The following is a 19,731-nucleotide window of genomic DNA, read 5'->3' as shown; positions in this document are numbered from 1 at the left end:
ATTTTGGGGGGATTTTGCAAAGGTCTCGGCCTTTCTCTTTAATAGCCTCGCTGTAAGGAGCAAAAGACGAAGGTGGGAAAAGTGCTACAATGACGGGTTTCCTAATTTTTCAGACGGCCTCAAAAAACCATGTGCAACCACCATCATCAAAACGACAGCAAAACTCCCCGTTCAGAAGCCCGCGACAACGACACCATCCGCATCCGCGGCGCGCGCACGCATAATTTGAAAAACGTCGATTTGGACATTCCGCGCCACAAGCTGGTGGTGATAACCGGGCTGTCGGGCAGCGGCAAGTCGTCGCTGGCGTTTGACACGCTGTATGCCGAAGGGCAGCGGCGTTATGTCGAGAGCCTTTCCGCCTATGCGCGGCAGTTTTTGCAGATGATGGACAAACCCGATGTCGATTTGATCGAGGGCCTGTCGCCCGCGATTTCCATCGAGCAGAAATCCACCAGCCACAATCCGCGTTCCACCGTCGGCACGGTAACGGAAATCCACGATTACCTGCGCCTTTTGTACGCCCGCGTCGGCACGCCGTATTGCCCCGAACACAATCTGCCGCTATCCAGCCAAACTGTGTCGCAGATGGTCGATGCCGTGTTGAAGCTGCCGGAAGACACGCGCGTGATGATTCTGGCGCCGGCGGTGCGCGAGCGTAAGGGCGAGTTTGTCGATTTCTTTGCCGACTTGCAGGCGCAAGGTTTTGCGCGGGTGCGCGTGGACGGAGAGGTCTATCAGTTGGACGAAGTGCCGAAGCTGGAAAAAAACATCAAACACAATATCGACGTGGTCATCGACCGCGTGAAAGTGAAGGCGGATATCAAGCAGCGGCTGGCGGAAAGTTTTGAAACCGCGCTGCGCCACGGCAACGAGCGCGCGCTGGCGATGGAAATGGACAGCGGCGAAGAACATTGGTTTTCCGCACGTTTCGCCTGCCCCGTGTGTTCGTACAGCCTACCCGAATTGGAGCCGCGCCTCTTTTCGTTCAACAACCCAATGGGTTCCTGCCCGACTTGCGACGGCTTGGGCAACACCAATTTCTTCGACCCCGAAAAAGTGGTCGCGCATCCCGAATTATCACTGGCAACGGGCGCGATTGACGGCTGGGACAAGCGCAACCAGTTCTATTTCCAAATGATTCAATCGCTGGCGCGGCATTATGGTTTCGATGTGCAGGCTGCTTGGGAAACGCTGCCTGAAAAAGTCAAAAAAGTCATCCTGCACGGCTCGGGCAAAGAAGTCATTGATTTCACTTATCTGTCCGAACGCGGCACCACCTTCAACCGCAGCCACGCCTTCGAAGGCATCATTCCCAATCTCGAACGCCGCTACCGCGAAACCGACAGCGAAACCGTGCGCGAAAAACTGCGCGAATACCAAAACCACCGCGCCTGCCCAAGCTGCGGCGGCGCACGTTTGCGCAAAGAAGCCCGCTACGTTTACGTCAGCGGCGAACCGCTGCACGAAGTCTCCGCCTGGCCGCTGACCAAAACCCACCAATTCTTTGAAACGCTGGATTTGGACGGCAACAAAAAACAAATCGCCGAAAAAATCCTCAAAGAAATCACCGAGCGGCTCGGCTTCCTGATTAACGTCGGACTGGATTACCTGAACTTGAGCCGCTCCGCAGAAACCCTCTCCGGCGGCGAAGCCCAACGCATCCGCCTCGCCAGCCAAATCGGCAGCGGCCTGACCGGCGTGATGTACGTATTGGACGAACCCTCCATCGGCCTGCACCAGCGCGACAACGACCGCCTGCTTGCCACCCTCAAGCGCCTGCGCGATTTGGGCAACAGCGTGATTGTGGTCGAACACGACGAAGATGCCATCCGCGAAGCCGATTTCGTCGTCGATATGGGCCCCGGCGCGGGCGAACACGGCGGCAACGTACTGATTGCCGACACACCCGAAAACGTCGCCAAATGCGAAAAATCCGTTACCGGACAATACCTCAGCGGCAAAAAATCCATTGCCGTACCGTCTGAACGCACGCCCGTCAATCCCGAGCGGATGCTCGTCCTCAAAGGCGCGCGCGGCAACAACCTCAAAAATGTTACCCTCGAACTGCCGCTCGGTTTGATTACCTGCATCACCGGCGTATCCGGCAGCGGCAAATCCACCCTGATTAACGACACCCTCGCCAAAATCACCGCCCGCGAACTCAACCGCGCCCAAGAAGAACCCGCCCCATACGACGACATCCAAGGCCTCGAACACCTAGACAAAGTCATTAACGTCGACCAATCCCCCATCGGCCGCACCCCGCGCTCCAACCCCGCCACCTACACCGGCCTGTTCACCCCCATCCGCGAACTCTTCGCCGGCGTACCCCTCTCGCGCGAACGCGGCTACAACGTCGGCCGATTCTCCTTCAACGTCAAAGGCGGCCGCTGCGAAGCCTGCCAAGGCGACGGTGTCATCAAAGTCGAAATGCACTTCCTGCCCGACGTGTACGTCCCCTGCGAAGTCTGCCACGGCAAACGCTACAACCGCGAAACCCTCGAAATCCAATACAAAGGCAAAAACATCAGCCAAGTCCTCGACATGACCGTCGAAGAAGCCCGCGAATTTTTCGACGCCGTCCCCACCGTATCGCGCAAACTGCAAACCCTGATGGACGTGGGCCTCGGCTACATTCGCCTCGGCCAATCCGCCACCACCCTCTCCGGCGGCGAAGCCCAACGCGTCAAACTCGCCCTGGAACTCTCCAAACGCGACACCGGCAGAACGCTCTACATCCTCGACGAACCCACCACCGGCCTGCACTTCGCCGACATCGCCCTGCTGCTGGAAGTCATAGGTCGTCTGAAAGGCAAAGGCAACTCGATTGTGATTATCGAGCATAATCTTGACGTTATAAAAACGGCTGATTATATTGTGGATTTAGGACCCGAAGGCGGTAATGGTGGTGGTAAAATTATCGCTTCAGGTAGCCCCGAGGAAGTGGCGAAGGTTAAGGGGAGTTATACTGGGAAGTATTTGGGAAAATTATTATCTTAAATTCATAGAACTGGGATGTAAAAATGAATAAATGGAAGTTTAAAATTTTATCTTTGTTTGTTTTCGTTATTGTGGTACTTATTTGGTGGTATTACCCCGTACTAATTTCAAAGCATACTGGGTTAGTTGAGCAAGAAAAGCTTGGACAATGGGGGGATACATATGGAGGGTTAAACACAATTTTTACAGGGCTAGCAATGGTAGGTGCTTTTTTTGCCTTGTATGCTGGAAACAAAGAAAGAAATTCAAGGCAATTTGAAGACCATTTTTTTCAGCAGCTAAATAGTATCAGAGATATTATTGCTGGGATTAGTCTTTTTAAAGGAAAAGTTGAGTATAAAATTTATCCTAATAAAAACAATCCAAAAGACTCTAAAAAATATGAAATAGATATTCCAGGAAATATATCAGGAAGAATAGTTTTCATTATACTGAGAGATAATTTTATTCTAGAAAAGATAGTGAGCCACTCAAATGGTAATATTGGAAAATATGAAGATTTTTACAAAGAATTTCTTCATCGAGTGTTGAGCCATTATTTTAGAGCAGTTTATACCACTATAAAATATGTAGACTCATCCAGCATATTAAATAAAGAACAAAAGACTTTCTATATACATATGCTGAGAGCACAAATTTCTAGTGATGAGTTATTTTTCTTATTCTATAGTGGATTATCAAGATGGGGGATTGAAAAATTTAAACCACTGATAGAAAAATATAGTTTTTTTGAACATCTTCAAAATGAAATTTCATCTACTGATTTAATTAAGTATAATAAGTCAGCTTATGGTGATAATCACGAAATTTGTATCGAATATGATGAACAACAAGAAAATCAAAGATTACTTAAGAACAAGCTGTAGACTGCATATCCAACCGCGTGCGTGGCTGCGCCACATACCCTACTTGTGAATTACACGGAACTTCAAAACCAACGTGTAGGGTGTGTGCGGTACGCACGCACGCGGTTGTTTGATTGACGGTTTGCCATTTTAACTTTTAACTTCGTTGAAGCTAGCGCTTTCAGACGGCCTCCAATGTCGTCTGAAAGCGTCAAATTGAACAAAGTTAAAACCTTAAACAACAAACCATCCCTTCTCCAACACCAAACCACAAACAAAAATCCTATGGCGCGTTATCGCAGAAACTTCATTGCCGGCGGCACATTCTTTTTCACCGTCAAACTCGCCGATCCAAAATCGCGCCTGCTTGTCGAACATATCGACCTATTGCGTGAGGCTTATATGGATGTGCAAAAACAATATCCCTTTGAAACCGTCGCCGTATGCGTGCTGCCGAACCACATTCACGCCATTTGGACGCTGCCGCCCGACGATGCGGATTATTCCCTGCGCTGGCGGCTGATTAAAACCAAATTCTCCGCCCATTTCCCTCATGCCGAAAACCTGTCTGCCAGCAAACAGCGGCAGAACGAACGCGGTATTTGGCAACGGCGTTTTTACGAACACACCTTGCGCGACGAAACGGATTTGCAACGTTGCGCGGACTACATCCATTTCAATCCCGTCAAACATGGATTGTGTGGTAATGTCCGCGACTGGGCATTTTCGTCGTTTCACCGTTATGTGCGGGATGGATGGCTGCCATTGGATTGGGCCGGTACAAAAGAAACAGCGGTAATGAGTTTTGGAGAGTGAATGCCATAATAAAAAACTACCGACCACGTACGTGGCTGCGCCACACACCCTACCCATGAATCATGAGGAACTTCAAAACCAACGTGTAGGGTGTGTGCGGCACGCACGCGGTTATTTGATTGGCGGTTTGCCGTTTCCACATTTACTTTCGTTGAAGCTGCCACTTTCAGACGGCATCAGAGGCCGTCTGAAAAATCGACAGTCTCAAATATAGATAAAGCCTTCCCATCAATCTAAAAGCTACCTGAAAGCGTGAGCTTCAACGAATTTAAAACTCACTTCTTTCGTTTTAGCTGCGCAGAAACTCACTTCTTTCGTTTTCAGGTAGCCTTTTCTTAACTTAGTGGCAGCCGCAGTTTTAAAAATCAGAAATCGCCGTTATCCGCCAAACAACGCCGCCTTACCTTCCGCGCCGGAAACATCCAGCACTTCGATTCCTTCCCCGTCCAACACTGCCTGCGTCAGCATGGCCACGCCGCCGGAGGGGCCGATTTCCAAAATCCGCCGTACGCCCAGCGCGGCCATGCTGCGGCATTCGGCCACCCAGTCCACGGGATTGACCAGCACATTTTGCGCGATGCCGCGTGCCTGTTCCGCATCCAAACCGCAGGCTGCCGCCCATTCGGCCACTTGCGCTACGGCGGGCAGCATGGCAGGGTGGTGGAAGCCGACTTCCACATCCAGCCGCCACAGCAGGTTTTCGGGCGTTTGGCCGTTTTCGTCTTTCACCGTGTCCGACAACACGCCGCACACGCGCGCCACCGATTCGGGCTTGCCGCTGACGACACAACCGTCCGCGCTGTTCTGCAAGCCGATACACGGGCGGGCGGCCGAATCTGCGGGGAACAGGTCGTCAATCGCGGCGGCAATCTGCCCGCGGCTCACGCCCTGCACCATCACCATCGGATGCAGGCCGTCGTGCAGATACATACCCGTTGCGCGCCCTTGTAGTGTGGCCGCCGCGCCAATCAATTCAGCCAAGGCCAGCAGTTCGGCGGCGTGCTGCGGCTCGCGTATCAGAGAACGCCCAAGTATGCCCTGCGAATGCCCGATAACGCCCGCCGCCTTACGGCTGTCCAGCCCGCGCGCTTCCAGCGTGTGCAGATTGGCGATTTGCGACAGGAAAATGCCGGGCACGCTCACGGCGGCACACACCAAATCGATGCCGTCCACGCCGTTTTCCGCCCATTTTACCGGCTCGAAACCCTGCGGGCGGGCAGCGGCAATCTGCCCGGCCACAGGCGCCAAAATTCGGGCGGCAGCGGCGGCCACTTCGTTTGCCCTGTCCCGCGCCCCGTCGGCCAAAGCTTCGCGCAGGCTACTTATCCAATCAAAGCCCTGCCCGGAAAAACACAATGCGAACGGTTCGTCATAAAAATGTTCCGGCAGGCGGTTTTGTTGCAGTTGGTTCATGGTTTCACTCCCTCCGTAATCGGTGTTGAACGGTTTGCAAAACTTAATACGATGATTGTATGACGAACAACACGCTTGTGCCACGCACTCAAATCAAACATGGTTTTCAGACGGCCTTATTGATTTCGCGTTATCATTCCGTTTTATTGTTGAAAGGAAACCCCATGCCCGCCGTGATCATCGCCCCCGAAAAACTCGCCGCCGCACAAGCCTTGTTTGCCGAAACCCTGCTGGCCGCGCTGCCGCAAAAAGCAGCCTGCACCGTATCGGGTGCGGGTGGTGGCTTTGAAGCTGAAGTGTCTTATTCGCCCGAATTGGATTTGTGGTACGCCATGCAGGCGCAGGGCAAAAAATGCTGGAACGGCTTCGGCATCGGCCAGCCCGTGGCCGGCAAAAAGGTGTCGATTGCGGCAGAAATCAATTTCCCCACCGAAGGCTTGAACCGCGCCGTTTCCGGCGTGTTCGCGGAAGATGGCGACGGCGGCGTCTGGGTGCTGCACCGCGGCAAAATCCGCGGCGGCAAGGAATTGTTCTTCCGCCATTTCGGCGGCGAAACGCTGACGGCGGACGATGGCGGCAAAGAGGAAACGTTTGCACTGGTCGGACGGCTGGGCGATACGGATTTTGCGGCCGAATTGGCGGCGTTTGTGAAGGAAATCCTGCGGATTAAGGCGGCGGCAAAGGCATGCGGATAATCCGAATCCGGCTTAAAAAATCAATGTAAAGAAGCTGTGTTTTTGGAGAGATGACGGAAGAATCAATCCGTCTTTTATCAATGCCTTTTTAAGCAAATCGGTATTCTTTTGCCAAAATCCCATATCAATTTTGATGCAGGCATCGTTCTGCCTGCATCAAATTGTGCGCCCATTTTGATAGAGGCCGTCTGAAAATAGTAGCCGCAATATTTTCAGACGGCCTACCGTATTTTGATATGGCTTTTCCTGCCTTGTTTGGCTTCGCCGCATTTTAAAGCTGCTGAAGGACGGTTTGTCTGCCGCCAGTGCTTCGGCTAGAATGCCCGTCCGCACCCGCCCCGATATTTCTAAGAAAAATACCATGTCCGCACCATCCAATCATTATGCCGCCCCTTTGCTGGTGGTCGGCTGTGTCGTCTTCGGCCTCGGCAGCCTGATTGTCAAATTCGTTCCCGTGGGTGCTTATGCCATCGCGTGGTGGCGGCTGCTGATTTCGGGCTTGGTCTTTTGGTTTCTGGCACGGCGTTTCGGCCAGAAACTGCCGCGCAACAAAACCGCCCTTGCCTATGCCCTGCTCTCGGGTGCCGCACTCGGCATCGATTTGGCTTTGTGGCACGAAAGCATTTACAGCGTCGGCCCGGGCATTTCCACCCTGCTCAACAGTTTGCAGATTTTTTTCCTTGCCGCCATCGGCTTTTTCCTGTTTGACGAGAGGCTGAACAAGCTGCAAATCTTCAGCCTGATTATGGCTGTCGGCGGCGTGGCGATGATTGCATTCCCCGAGTTCGGCCATAACGGCAATGCGGTTTGGGGGTTTGTCAGCGGCATTATTTCGGGCGGGATGCTGGCGTTGTCGATGACGTTTATCCGCAAAACGCATCAAGCCGAACCGACCGCGCTGTTTCCCATGATGCTGCTGGTCAGCATCGGCGGCGTATTGGCGTTGTTGTTGCCGACTTTGGTTTTCGACTGGGGCCGGCTGTATCCCGCAACGGCGCGCGACATCGGGTTGGTTTTGGTTTACGGCGCGGTTATGCAGTGTTTCGCCTGGGGGCTGATTGCCTACGCCATACCGCTGTTGTCGTTGTCGCTGACCGGCCTTCTGCTGCTGAGCGAACCCGTTGCCGCCTTGCTAATCGATTATTTCTGGCTCGACAAACCGATTAACGCCGTACAATGGGGCGGTGCCGCGCTGACCTTGCTGGCGATTTACTTAGGTTCGCTGAAAACAAAGGCGCATTGAGCCGCCGAATCTCCTATCCGGCCTGCCTTTCGTGTAGAATCACGCCCTTATCCCACAGGCCGTCTGAAAACCGATGAATAAGTTTGCCCAAGCCCTTTCCGCCGCACTCGACCTCTGCGTCGCCACCAAAGAAATCAGCGTTTCCGGCCGCCCCGTCGGCTTTATGTACCGCGAAGAACCGGTTTTCGACAACGACAGCGGCTGGCGTTTTTTCAGCGGCGACGAAAGCGACGGCTACACCGACAATCCCGACAACTTCACCGTGTGCGGCATCGGAGAAATCACCGCATCCAATCCCGACATCCTGCCGCTGCTTCAGGAAAAGGCAGGCGCGTGGGAGTGGACGGAAGAAGGATTTCAAGCCGTCGGCGACTGGCAGCCGAAAGAATAAAACCGTTTTTTCAGACGGCCTCAGGCCGTCTGAACGTATTTGAACGCACGCCGCAGCGCGTCAAACGGAACATCCGCCCCGCCGTATTCGGTCAGGGGTATCAACCCGAAAGGAAATCATCATGAACATCATAGAACCGAACCTGAACGGCGAACATCTGCGTATCGGCATCGTCCAAGCGCGCTTTACCAACGAAGTAGGCTCGGCCATGCTCAAAGCCGCCGTAGAAAAACTGCACGAACTGGGCGTGAAGGATGACAACATCACCGTAACCACCGTACCCGGCGCATTGGAAGTACCGCTGGTGCTGCAATCGATGGCCGGCACGCAACGCTTTGACGCACTGATTGCCATCGGTTGCGTTATCCGCGGCGAAACCTATCATTTCGAATTGGTCTCAAACGAATCGGCCGCCGGCATCACCCGCTTGACTCTGGATTACAGCATCCCCGTCGCCAATGCCATCCTGACCACCGAAAACGACGAACAGGCACATGCCCGCATCGTTGAAAAAGCGCAGGATGCCGCAGTCGTGGCCGTGGAGTGCGGCAATTTGATCAACTTCTTCCTCGGCGAACAAGAAGACTGAGGCCGTCTGAAAGGAACACGATATGAAAACCAGCCCCCGCCGCCGCGCCCGCGAATTCACCGTCCAAGCCCTCTATCAGGCCGCGTTGAACCACGCCTCCGCACCCGAAGTGGCGAAAAACATCCGCGAAGCCGCCGACTTCAAACGTGCAGATGCCGATTTGTTCACCGCCCTGTTTTTCGGCGCGCACGGCAACAGCGCGGAATACATGCAAATCATCCGCCCCCTGCTCGACCGCGATGAAAAAGACATCAACCCAATTGAGCGCGGCATCCTGCTGATGGCCTGCCACGAACTGAGTGCGATGCCCGAAACGCCGTATCCGGTTATCATCAACGAAGCCATCGAAGTCACCAAAACCTTCGGCGGCACCGACAGCCACAAATTCATCAACGGCATTTTGGACAAACTGTCGGTACAACTGCGTCCAAACGATCCGAAACGCGCGCCATAAACAAAACGGCATCCGCATATAGAAACAGGCCGTCTGAAAACACCCGCTTTCGCAGCGGCATTTTCAGACGGCCTGTTTTAATCGAACGGCTTAACGGGATCGTTTGTAAAGCGCCATATTCTGCTCGGCCGCATCCTGCGCCAAATCACGGTTTTGGCGGTAAATGTCTTTGTATTTCTCCTGAATCTGCGCGTCGGTCAAACCTTTGCCCTGCTCTTTGATTTGGATGTTGAACAATTCGATGTCGGTCTCGAATTTTTTAATCCACAAATCGCGCAGTCCGACTACATCCTGATTTTTTACCTGCAAGGTTTTCAATTTTTCCACCGCATCACGGTACAGATTGATATTGCTTTGGTAAATTTCGACGGCCAGTTTGTTTTTCTGCGCCTCGTCTTTAGACTTGCCGAATTCGGCAACCTTCTGCCTCATTTCGTCGGAATCCAGATAAGTGGAACTCTGTACGCCGATTTCTTCGATTGCTTTCAACAACACCAAGGCATCGGCTTTGAACGCCGGGTCTTCGTTGTTGTTGCCTGCTGCGGGAACGGGGGCATGAGTCCCGCTTGCGGCAGCGGCTTCGGGAGCTACCGAAGATGCGGAAACAGCTGAAGAAGCAACGGGTTGTGCATCGGACGCGGCAGGCTTGGTGCTGTTTTCCGGCTGACAAGCAGTCAGAGCCAATGCAGACAATAGGGCAGTAAAGCGTAGGGTTTGTTTCATGGTTTTGCTTCCAATTCAAACAGATAAAAAATAAAAATGGAAATTTAAACTGCGGGGGTTTTCAGACGGTCTATTCTTCGTTGCCGTTTTCCACCCGCACACTGTGGTCAATCAGGCCGGGCTGCACAAAGGCTGCCGCGCCCGACGATTTGCTGGCCGACAGGCGTTGCAGATAGTTCTCATCGATGTCGCCGGTCAGATAGAGGCCGCTGAAGCAGGAATCGTCGAAAGCTTCGATTTTCGGATTCATCTCGCGGATAACGGCTTTCAATTCGTCCAAATTCTGAAACACACAGCCGTCGGCACTGATTTCCGCCGCAACTTCGGCCGCCGTGCGTCCGTTGGCAATCAGCTCTTCCCGGGTCGGCATATCGATGCCGTAAACATTCGGGTAGCGTACTTCCGGCGCGGCGGAGGCAAAAAACACTTTTTCCGCGCCGGAGGCTTTTGCCATTTCGACGATTTCCCGGCTGGTGGTTCCGCGCACGATGGAGTCATCCACCAACAGAATGTTTTTGCCTTTAAACTCGCTGTCCATCGGATTCAGCTTCTGCCGCACGGATTTTTTACGCGTCGCCTGTCCGGGCATGATGAAGGTGCGGCCGATGTAGCGGTTTTTGATGAACCCTTCGCGATACGGTTTGCCCAAATATGCAGCCAGTTCCATCGCGCTGGGGCGGCTGGTATCGGGAATCGGCATCACGACGTCGATTTGGCTCAAGTCCAACTCCCTTTTGACTTTTTCTGCCAGTTTAACCCCCATATTGACGCGCGCTTGGTAAACGGACACGCCGTCAATAACGGAATCCGGGCGGGCAAAATAAACATATTCGAACAGGCAGGGCGCAAGTTTGCTTTGACGGGCGCATTGGCGGCTGTGCAATTTGCCGTCAAGGGTGATGAATACGGCCTCACCCGGCGCGACATCGCGCTCCAATTCGAAAGCCAGGCTGTTGAAAACGACGGATTCGGAAGCCACACCCCAATCCGTTTCGCCTTTATCGTTGGTCTGTTTGCCCAACACCAGCGGACGGATGCCGTACGGGTCGCGGAAGGCCAACAGGCCGTAGCCCGCAATCAATGCCACCACGCCGTACGCGCCGCGTACCCGGCGGTGCAGTTCGCCGACTGCGTTAAAAATATGGTCGAGTTCCAACTTATGGTCGTCTGAAGCGGCAACCTCGCGATGCAGTTCATGCGCCAAAACGTTCAGCAGCACTTCGGAATCTGAACCGGTATTCACATGGCGCAGGTGTTTGTCGCACACGCTTTGGTACAGCTCGTCGGTATTGGTCAGATTGCCGTTGTGCGCCAGCACGATGCCGAACGGGGAGCTGACATAAAACGGCTGCGCCTCGGCCGTGCTGCCCGCATTACCCGCCGTCGGATAGCGGACATGGCCGATGCCGACAGAACCGGTCAAATCGCGCATATTACGGGTGCGGAACACTTCGCGCACCATGCCCTTTCCTTTGTGCATATGGAAGGTGGAACCTTCCAATGTGGCAATACCGGCCGCATCCTGCCCCCTGTGCTGCAACATTTGCAGACCGTCATACAGCGACTGGTTTACCGGTTCGTGTGCCACAAGGCCGAAAACACCACACATTGAATTCTCCCCCAACAGTTAAAACGACGGATAACTGACTTTTTTCGCCAGATATTCCGGCAAGTACGGCACGGCCACCGAAGCCGCTCCTTCGAAAAATGGCGAACTGTAGGCATTCTGCCATTCATCGCTCTTTGGCAAATCGGTAAAAGCGCAAACCAAAACGGCCAGCGTGACCACGGCAAAACCGCGCAGCAGGCCGAACACCGCGCCGAGAAAACGGTTCACGCCCCCCAAACCGATTGCCTTGATTGCACCGGTCAGCAGGGAGCGTAAAAAAAACAGCAGCAGCAAAGCGGCGGCAAACGCCGCAATAAAGCCCGCCACGGCCGCCAAAGCAGACGGCCGGATAAAGCTGAAAACCGTCTCAGCCAAAGGCTGGGCCGCCATTTTGGCCGCAATCAGACTCAGCACCCAGCTGACCAAAGACAACACTTCTCCAACCAGGCCGCGCATTATGGCAAGCACCACGGAGAGGCCGATGGCACATAAAGCAAATATATCGAATAAGGTCATTTCGTTATCAAGGGGCAGCCATTATGGTGGCCGTCTGAAAAATCCTGCTTCGGGCAAAATACGTCAGGCCGTCTGAAAATACCGTATGCAGCACTTTTCAGACGGCCTTTTCGGGCTATTTACCCAAAATCACCACGCCGTCGACACCTTGCAGGCGGATTTTCGCCAAAGCATTCTGTGCCGCTTCCTGGCTGCTGAAGCTACCGGTGCGTACACGGTAGACCTTGCCTTTGGCTGTGTCTACTTCGTTGATGGAGGCACTGTATCCGGCATCCGCCAAGCGTTGCTGGACTTTTTTGGCCTGCGCCTGCGAATTATAAGCACCTGCCTGTATCATCGCACGCCGGCCTTTCTGGTTATTCAATATTTCCTTCGGATCAGCCTTGGTGGGCTTGGATTTGTTTTCCAATGCCTGCTGGGCTTTGTTGCCGGCGGTTTTTTTGGCGTCGTCGCGTTTTTTCTGTTCGGCCAACCGCTTATCTTCTTCGGCCTTTTTCGCTTCGGCCTGTTTGCGCTCTTCCAAACGTTTTTTCCGCTCGGCCAAACGTTTTTCTTCTTCCGCTACTTTTGCTTCGGCCTGTTTGAGTTCTTCCAGCCGTTTCTTGCGTTCGGCCAGACGTTTTTCTTCATCCGCTATTTTCGCTTCGGTCTGTTTGCGTTCTTCCAAACGCTTTTTCTGTTCGGCTAGACGCTTTTCTTCTTCGGCCTTTTTCATTTCAGCCTGTTTGCGCTCTTCCAAACGTTTTTTCTGCTCAGCCAGACGCTTCTCTTCCTCAGCCTTTTTCATTTCGGCCTGCTTGCGTTCTTCACGCTGTTGTTTCAATTCGGCCAGACGTTCTTCTTCTTTCAAACGCTTTTCTTCCGCGCGCTGTTTCGCTTCCAGCCTTTTTTGTTCTTTAGCCTGTCTTTCGGCGAGGCGTTTTTCCTCGGCTTCCTGTTTTTGTTTGGCCAAGCGGGCTTCTTCTTCCCGTTTGGCGCGTTCGGCCGCTTCCTCTTCTGCCGCCAAACGATCGGCTTCGGCTTTCCGTTCCGCTATTTCCCTGGCTTTTCCTTCAGCCTGGCGTTTAGCCTCGGCTGCTTTTTGCGCTGCTTTGCGCTCGGCTTTTTCCGCTGCCTGTTTGTTGCTGTTGTTGATGGTTATGGCGGGAAGCGGCTGCCGGTCGTAATCATTGTTGGGTTCGGCTTTTTTTACCACAGTGTGCACGTTGCCGTCGTCGCCTTGCGCTTCTACTGTTTCCTGGCCTTCCTTCAATTCATATACGGGCGGCACTTCCTTGGCCTTTTCAGACGGCATCTCAAAGGTGTCGTTGGCGGCTTCATCCTGAGCCGAACTGCCGCCGGCAAGCAGCGGATTTTCCAATTCGTCTTGTCTGGTTTTGCCGCCCGCAGGCTCGATTGGCTTGGGGGTCAATATTTCGAGCTGCCCGCCGTCTTTATTGATGCTGATGTTCTGGGCAGCATTGCCGCCCTCGTCGCCGCCGTTTACAGCGACACCGAATACGATGCCCGCCACCAGTACCATGGCTGAAGCCCCTACCAGGCGGCGGCGGTTTTTCCGTTTTAATTGCTCGTATTCGTTCATCGAATCCAATCGTTTGTCTGCCATTTTGAACCTTGTCTGTCTTACCCGGCGGCGTGGTGTCCGGTGGGTTTGTCTTGATGTTCCATCACTTCCGCTACGGTATGGAAGGAACCGAAGGCCACAATTCTATCATTTTCCGTACTGTCGGCAAAAGCGGCGTGATACGCCGAGGCAATGTCGCCGAACATTCGGATATTGGAGATTCCGTGCGCTTCCAGTTTGGCCTGCAGTGCGGCCGCATCCATGCCCCGCGGCAGATGGAGCGGGGCGACGTACCAAACGTCGAACTGGTCTTTCACGATTTCCAATACGCCGTCTATGTCTTTATCGGCCAACATACTGAATACGGCCGTCCGTTTTTGCGCGAAAGGCAGGCCGATGAGGCTTTGGCGCATGGCGCGGGCGGCGTGCGGGTTGTGGCCGACATCCCAGACGGTCAGCGGCCGTCCGGGCAGCACTTGGAAGCGGCCGGGGTTTTCCGCCGACAGCAGGCCGCGTTTGATTGCCCCCACATCAATCGGCAGACGGTCGCCTAGGCATTCGACAACGGCCAGGGCGACTGAGGCATTGCCCAATTGATAGCCGCCGCGCAAGGCCGGCATGGGCAGGGCGTTGCGGTTGCGTTTGAGGCCGTCTGAAAAAAGCGTGCCGTGTTCGGGATGGAAACGGAACGACCATTGTTGGTTTTCCAATTTGCCGAAACTGAAATCGCGTTTGGCCAGCAGCAGCTGCGCACCGATGTCGGCGGCATGCGCCGCCAACGACTGCGGCGGCGGATTTTGCCCGCAGACGGCCGGTCTGCCCGCGCGGAAAATCCCGGCTTTTTCAAAACCGACCTGTTCGACCGTATCGCCCAAAAACGCCTGATGGTCCAAATCGATGCTGGTTACCGCCGCTACGTCGCCGTCAAATACGTTTACCGCATCCAAACGCCCACCGAGGCCGACTTCCAATATCATCACGTCCACACGTTCGCGTAGGAAAATATCCACTGCGGCCAAGGTATTGAACTCAAAATAAGTCAGCGAAATATCGTCGCGCGCCGCTTCGATGCGCTCGAATGAGGCGGTTATGGCTTCGTCCGGCACAGGCCCGCCGTTTACGGCAATCCGTTCGTTGTAACGCAGAAGGTGCGGGCTGGTCAGCGTGCCGGTTTTGAAACCGGCCTCTTTGTAGATATGGGTCAGGAAGGCGCAGACCGAACCTTTGCCGTTGGTGCCGCCCACTACGATAACGGGGCATTCCGGCTGCAATGCCATCCGCCGGCGCACTTCGCCGACGCGTTCCAAACCCATGTCGATTACGCCGTTGCTGTGTGCCGTTTCCAGATGGGAAAGCCATTCGTCAAGAGATTTCATTTGTTTGCCTTTTCTGTTTGCTGTTTGATATAGGAGGCCGTCTGAAAACCTGTTTTTGCGTCGCACGGCGGCTTTCAGACGGCCTCAATTCCTTATCTGGCGGATTTGGCCAATTCGGCACGCATCTGCCCGATAACCGCTTTGTAATCGGGCTGCCCGAAAATCGCCGATCCTGCTACGAAGGTATCCGCTCCGGCAGCCGCCACTTCGGCAATATTGCCGACTTTGATGCCGCCGTCCACCTCCAAAGCAATCCGCCTGCCCGCAACCGCCTGATATTCGTCCAATAAAGCGCGGGTACGGCGGATTTTTTCCAAAGTATGCGGAATAAAGCCCTGACCGCCGAATCCCGGATTGACCGACATCAGCAGCACCATGTCCAAACGGTCGAGCACGTTTTCCAAAACCGACACCGAAGTCGCCGGATTCAACACCAATCCAGCCTGACAGCCGTGTTCGCGAATCAGGCTCAAACTGCGGTCCACATGGCGGCTGGCTTCGGGATGGAAGGTAATGATGTCCGCCCCCGCTTTGGCAAAGGCAACAATCAAATCGTCCACCGGCTCCACCATCAGGTGAACGTCTACCGGCACCGAAGCATAAGGTTTGAGCGCGGCGCACACCATGGGGCCGAAAGTCAGATTGGGCACATAATGATTGTCCATCACATCGAAATGAATCAAATCCGCCCCGGCCTCGACAACGCTGCCGACTTCCTCGCCCAATCTGGCAAAATCGGCAGATAAAATGCTGGGGGCAATGCGGAATTTCTGCATAGCGGCTTCCTTTTCCTGAAAATGGCGCACAACCGGTTCGTTCTTTTTGCCTGACGGGCCGCTGCGTATCAACGGCCGTCTGCATTTTCATTCAACATAAAATTTTTTGAAATTGTATTTTCACAACAAAAAACGGCGCGGCAAACCGTTAAAACCGGCAGAGCGCATAATATTTAATCAATCGTTATTTGTTTTACCCAAGTTTACGGCTATTATACCGTGTTTGACACGTCGTCCCCGTATATTTCCGCCTTAATTTCGAAGCCCGAACAGAAGATAAGAAGGTCATACCGTGTTTACTCCATCCGAACGCCGAATCCTGGGTATCCTCGCAGTCAGCGCGCCCTTAAGCTGCCTGTCCCTCCCCGCTTCGGCCCTGACCATTCAGGATTTTCATCCGAACTGCGACATCCGCCAACTGAACCTGAGCCGCGATCAATACGAATCCTTGCGCGGCCTGCGCGGAGAATACAAGCAGGCTGTGGAAAAGCTGAACCTGCAAAACAGGGGAAGCGAACGCCCGCTTCGGGACAACCTGCTGCGCGTATTGTCCAATCCGCACTTCGACGAAAGGCAGGCTCAGCGTTATGTCAGCGAGCGGTACGGCTACGGCCTGCAATTCGCAGTAGACGAATTGTCCGTTCAACATAAGTTTTATCATTCGCTGACACCCGCCCAGCAGCGGATTTGGCTGCAAAAGTGCCTGTATTGAACCGCCGCAAAAAATATCAAACCCGACCGGTTGCCGCATCAACGGCATCATGGTCGGGTTTGTCGCATTCAGGCGAATGTAATGTTTTCAGACGGCCTGAAAACATTATCCGGGCCATCTGAAATCCCTGCCCTATTCCGCCTCCTCAAAGCCCGTTACCTGCAGCCCGAAACCGTTCAAACCGTTCATAGAGGAAGGCTTGCCCATCACGCGCATTTTCTGCACGCCCAGTCCGGCCAGAATCTGCGCACCGATGCCGTAGGTTTTCCTGTCCCATTTTTTCACTTGGAAACTGTTTTTCGGCAGGGTGCGCTCCAGCAGCGCGGAACCGTCCTCCGTGCGGTGCAGCAGGATGGCCACCCCGCTTTCGGCCTGGCTGAGGTGCGACAGTGCCGTGGGCAGCGGCCAAGAATGGTTGGGGTCGATTTGCAGGAAGTCCATCGCGCTGAACGGCTCGTGCACGCGCACCAGCGTTTCCCTGTCGGCGGAAATTTCGCCTTTCACCAATGCCAGATGGGTTTCGCCCGACAGCTTGTCCACATAAACGTGCTGGCGGAACTCGCCCCAAGGCGTATGAACCAGCGTATCGCCCATCTCCTCCAACAGGCTTTCCGTGCGGCTGCGGTATTCGATTAAGTCGGCAATCGTGCCGATTTTGATGCCGTGTTCTTCGGCAAACTTCATCAGTTCGGGCATACGCGCCATCGTGCCGTCGTCGTTCAGAATCTCGCAAATCACGCCGGCGGGCATCAGGCCGCTCATCTGTGCCAAATCCACTGCCGCCTCGGTGTGCCCGGCGCGCACCAGCACACCGCCCTTTTGCGAACGCAGCGGGAAAATATGTCCGGGCTGGACGATGTCTTCCGGCCGCACTTCGGGCGAAACGGCCGTCTGAATGGTATGCGCGCGGTCGGCGGCGGAAATACCCGTGCTGATGCCTTCTGCGGCTTCGATGGAAACAGTGAAATTGGTGCCGTATTGCGCACCGTTTTTCTGCGTCATCTGCGGCAGGCGCAGGCGGTCCACCAATTCGTCGTTCATCGGCAGGCAAACCAGCCCGCGCGCGTGTTTAATCATAAAGTTAATCGCCTGCGGGGTAACGAATTGGGCGGCCATCACCAAATCGCCTTCGTTTTCGCGGTCTTCGGCGTCGGTGATGATGACCATTTTGCCGGCCTTGATGTCGGCCAGGATTTCGGGAATGGTGGAAACGGCTGTCATGGTGTGTTTACCTTCTTGTAAATTTTGGGACGGGGCGTGGACGGTATCGAGCCACATAGCGGGCATCGCGGCGGCCTGTTCGATTTTGCGGGCCTTCTTTTCGCCGAAAGATTTGTTTTTCAACAGGGCGGAAAGCTCGCCGGGATTGACGGCGGCGGTTTGGGCGAAGAGTGCCTGCCTGCCGCCGCAGCGTTCGTCTATCCACTGCCGCAGGTTGGCGCGGCGCAGTTCGGTGATGTTCATGAAAGTTTACTGAATAGTATGGAAGCGGCATTGTATGCCTTTATTTACCGTCAAGTAAACATTTTACCCATTTGCAGTCGGAAAAACGTTTTTCAGACGGCCTCATCCTCGCGGATGGTGTTCGGAGACGATATTTTTCAGCCGTTCGTTGGCGACATGGGTGTAGATTTGGGTGGTGCTGATATCGGCATGGCCGAGCAGGCTTTGAACGACGCGCAAATCCGCGCCGTGATTGACCAGATGGGTGGCAAAGGCATGGCGCAGGCTGTGCGGGCTGAGATGGCGGATGCCGGCCGCTTCGGCATACTTGTCAACAATCATCCATGCCAGCTGGCGGCTGATGCCGTTGCGCTTCTGTCCGACAAACAATTCGTCGCAGCGGGCGTTTTTCAGCAAAACGGGACGAGCCTGTGCCAGATAACGTTCTATCCAATATGAGGCTTCTTCACCCATCGGCACCAAACGCTGTTTACCGCCTTTGCCGATGGTAACGACCAGGCCGCGCTGCAAATCGATTTCACCCAACGTCAGCTTGACCGCCTCGCTGACGCGCAGCCCGGAGGCATACATCAATTCCAACAAAGCCTTGTCGCGCAGGCCGTGCGGGCTGTCGGTATCGGGGGCGGCCAGCAGCATTTCGATTTGGCTTTCGCTCACGATGGCGGGCAGGGTGCGTTCCTGCTTGGGCGCGGTCAGATATTCGGTCGGGTCGTTGGAAAGCTGTTCCGTTTCCAGCAGCCAGCCGTAAAACCGTTTGCAGGCCGACAATGCCCGCGCCTGCGAACGCGTTTTTTCGTCGGGATGGTAAACGGCGGCAGCCAAACCGCTGCCGTCGGCCGACAGCCAGTCTTCGCCCTGCCCCGCCAAACGGACGGCGATTTTGTTCAAATCGCGCCGGTAGGCCGCCAGCGTATTTGCGCTCAAACGTTCCTGAAGCCAAAGGTGGTCGAGAAAACGGTCGGTCAAATCACTCATGGTTTTCAGACGGCCTTCAAAGCATCCAACACTTCCTGCGCATGTCCGGCCACTTTGACTTTGCGCCATTCATGGGAAATTTCGCCGTTTTCGTCCAACACGAACGTGCTGCGTTCGATACCCAGCGATTCCTTGCCGTAGAGTTTTTTCAGCTTGATAACGTCAAACTGCTTACAGACGGCCTCATCTTTGTCGCTCAATAATTCAAATTGGAAGCCCTGTTTGGCGCAAAAATTCTGATGCGATTTCACGCCGTCGCGCGAAATACCGACCACCGTATAACCCAAAGCCTGAAATTCCGGCAACAGGCGGTTGAAGTCCAAACCCTCGGTGGTACAGCCGGGCGTGCTGTCTTTCGGATAGAAATAAACTACCAGCGGCAGATGGCCGGCAGAATCGAAATCGCGGCCGGACGATGACGGCAAGGTAAATTGATACGGCATTTTGCACTCCTGAAAAAGCGCGATGGTAGGCCGTCTGAAAACAATAGGCAAGGCTTGGAAGACACATCTTCTTTTTCAGACGGCCTACTTATCCACAGTTTACCTATCTTAACTATTGACTTAT

General features: G+C 54.2%; 19 protein-coding genes. 9 read left to right on the top strand and 10 right to left on the bottom strand.

Annotated features, from left to right (window positions below; all coding sequences use genetic code 11):
* Window positions 1–129: 129 nt before the first annotated feature.
* The 3 genes from uvrA (at window position 130) to HMPREF3107_RS07405 (ending at window position 4,664) form a co-directional block, all read left to right on the top strand.
* Window positions 130–3,003: an excinuclease ABC subunit UvrA gene (gene uvrA, locus HMPREF3107_RS07415; RefSeq protein ID WP_070454689.1), complete on the top strand. Its 2,874-nt coding sequence runs from the start codon at window positions 130–132 to the stop codon at window positions 3,001–3,003.
* A gap of 23 nt (window positions 3,004–3,026) precedes the next feature.
* Window positions 3,027–3,869 carry a putative phage abortive infection protein gene (locus HMPREF3107_RS07410; protein WP_070454686.1) on the top strand — a complete coding sequence of 281 codons (843 nt, stop codon included), beginning with the start codon at window positions 3,027–3,029 and terminating at the stop codon, window positions 3,867–3,869.
* Window positions 3,870–4,133: 264 nt separating this feature from the next.
* Entirely contained in the window at window positions 4,134–4,664 is a 531-nt protein-coding gene (locus HMPREF3107_RS07405) for an REP-associated tyrosine transposase (protein ID WP_070454699.1), read from the top strand.
* A gap of 378 nt (window positions 4,665–5,042) precedes the next feature.
* On the opposite strand, the gene HMPREF3107_RS07400 is transcribed toward HMPREF3107_RS07405, so the two are convergent.
* Window positions 5,043–6,077 carry an ACP S-malonyltransferase gene (locus HMPREF3107_RS07400; RefSeq protein ID WP_070454684.1) on the bottom strand — a complete coding sequence of 345 codons (1,035 nt, stop codon included), beginning with the start codon at window positions 6,075–6,077 and terminating at the stop codon, window positions 5,043–5,045.
* Between the two features lie 164 nt (window positions 6,078–6,241).
* On the opposite strand from HMPREF3107_RS07400, the gene HMPREF3107_RS07395 reads away from it, so the two are divergent.
* The 5 genes from HMPREF3107_RS07395 to nusB all read left to right on the top strand — a co-directional run bounded on the left by HMPREF3107_RS07395 (window position 6,242) and on the right by nusB (window position 9,449).
* Complete coding sequence (locus tag HMPREF3107_RS07395; RefSeq protein ID WP_070454682.1) at window positions 6,242–6,772, top strand: restriction endonuclease; 531 nt, start codon at window positions 6,242–6,244, stop codon at window positions 6,770–6,772.
* 361 nt (window positions 6,773–7,133) lie between these two features.
* Window positions 7,134–8,015, top strand: coding sequence for a DMT family transporter (locus tag HMPREF3107_RS07390; protein WP_070454697.1), 882 nt, complete (start codon window positions 7,134–7,136; stop codon window positions 8,013–8,015).
* Window positions 8,016–8,088: 73 nt separating this feature from the next.
* Window positions 8,089–8,406 carry a DUF2185 domain-containing protein gene (locus HMPREF3107_RS07385; protein WP_049248596.1) on the top strand — a complete coding sequence of 106 codons (318 nt, stop codon included), beginning with the start codon at window positions 8,089–8,091 and terminating at the stop codon, window positions 8,404–8,406.
* Between the two features lie 121 nt (window positions 8,407–8,527).
* Window positions 8,528–8,995 carry a 6,7-dimethyl-8-ribityllumazine synthase gene (ribH, locus tag HMPREF3107_RS07380; protein WP_070454680.1) on the top strand — a complete coding sequence of 156 codons (468 nt, stop codon included), beginning with the start codon at window positions 8,528–8,530 and terminating at the stop codon, window positions 8,993–8,995.
* 22 nt (window positions 8,996–9,017) lie between these two features.
* On the top strand, window positions 9,018–9,449 hold the full coding sequence (nusB, locus tag HMPREF3107_RS07375; protein ID WP_070454678.1) for a transcription antitermination factor NusB: 432 nt from the start codon (window positions 9,018–9,020) through the stop codon (window positions 9,447–9,449).
* A gap of 90 nt (window positions 9,450–9,539) precedes the next feature.
* Here nusB and HMPREF3107_RS07370 read toward each other — a convergent pair whose 3' ends face one another.
* The 6 genes from HMPREF3107_RS07370 to rpe form a co-directional block, all read right to left on the bottom strand.
* Window positions 9,540–10,172 (bottom strand): hypothetical protein, encoded by a 633-nt coding sequence (locus HMPREF3107_RS07370; protein ID WP_070454676.1) that lies wholly within the window; start codon window positions 10,170–10,172, stop codon window positions 9,540–9,542.
* A 70-nt stretch (window positions 10,173–10,242) separates the two neighbouring features.
* The gene (gene purF / locus HMPREF3107_RS07365) at window positions 10,243–11,781 is read right to left on the bottom strand and encodes an amidophosphoribosyltransferase (protein WP_070454674.1); all 1,539 of its coding nucleotides are present in this window, start codon (window positions 11,779–11,781) and stop codon (window positions 10,243–10,245) included.
* 18 nt (window positions 11,782–11,799) lie between these two features.
* Window positions 11,800–12,297 (bottom strand): CvpA family protein, encoded by a 498-nt coding sequence (locus HMPREF3107_RS07360; protein ID WP_070454672.1) that lies wholly within the window; start codon window positions 12,295–12,297, stop codon window positions 11,800–11,802.
* A gap of 115 nt (window positions 12,298–12,412) precedes the next feature.
* Window positions 12,413–13,903 (bottom strand): SPOR domain-containing protein, encoded by a 1,491-nt coding sequence (locus HMPREF3107_RS07355; RefSeq protein ID WP_083284650.1) that lies wholly within the window; start codon window positions 13,901–13,903, stop codon window positions 12,413–12,415.
* A gap of 17 nt (window positions 13,904–13,920) precedes the next feature.
* Window positions 13,921–15,237, bottom strand: a complete 1,317-nt coding sequence (gene folC, locus HMPREF3107_RS07350) for a bifunctional tetrahydrofolate synthase/dihydrofolate synthase (protein WP_070454667.1) — start codon at window positions 15,235–15,237, stop codon at window positions 13,921–13,923.
* Between the two features lie 92 nt (window positions 15,238–15,329).
* Window positions 15,330–16,013, bottom strand: coding sequence for a ribulose-phosphate 3-epimerase (rpe, locus tag HMPREF3107_RS07345; RefSeq protein ID WP_070454695.1), 684 nt, complete (start codon window positions 16,011–16,013; stop codon window positions 15,330–15,332).
* A 292-nt stretch (window positions 16,014–16,305) separates the two neighbouring features.
* On the opposite strand from rpe, the gene HMPREF3107_RS07340 reads away from it, so the two are divergent.
* Window positions 16,306–16,725 (top strand): Spy/CpxP family protein refolding chaperone, encoded by a 420-nt coding sequence (locus HMPREF3107_RS07340; RefSeq protein WP_070454665.1) that lies wholly within the window; start codon window positions 16,306–16,308, stop codon window positions 16,723–16,725.
* Window positions 16,726–16,857: 132 nt separating this feature from the next.
* On the opposite strand, the gene ribBA is transcribed toward HMPREF3107_RS07340, so the two are convergent.
* The 3 genes from ribBA to HMPREF3107_RS07325 form a co-directional block, all read right to left on the bottom strand.
* On the bottom strand, window positions 16,858–18,189 hold the full coding sequence (gene ribBA, locus HMPREF3107_RS07335) for a bifunctional 3,4-dihydroxy-2-butanone-4-phosphate synthase/GTP cyclohydrolase II (RefSeq protein WP_070454663.1): 1,332 nt from the start codon (window positions 18,187–18,189) through the stop codon (window positions 16,858–16,860).
* A 102-nt stretch (window positions 18,190–18,291) separates the two neighbouring features.
* A complete protein-coding gene (xerD, locus tag HMPREF3107_RS07330; RefSeq protein WP_070454661.1) occupies window positions 18,292–19,164 on the bottom strand; it encodes a site-specific tyrosine recombinase XerD in 873 nt (290 codons plus the stop codon).
* A 5-nt stretch (window positions 19,165–19,169) separates the two neighbouring features.
* The gene (locus HMPREF3107_RS07325; protein ID WP_070454659.1) at window positions 19,170–19,607 is read right to left on the bottom strand and encodes a peroxiredoxin; all 438 of its coding nucleotides are present in this window, start codon (window positions 19,605–19,607) and stop codon (window positions 19,170–19,172) included.
* Window positions 19,608–19,731 lie beyond the last annotated feature (124 nt).

The organism is Neisseria sp. HMSC31F04 (genome assembly GCF_001807735.1).
Taxonomy (GTDB): Bacteria; Pseudomonadota; Gammaproteobacteria; order Burkholderiales; family Neisseriaceae; genus Neisseria; species Neisseria elongata.
Note: the sequence above shows the minus strand (reverse complement) of the source record. Positions and strands in the feature narration are given on the sequence as shown.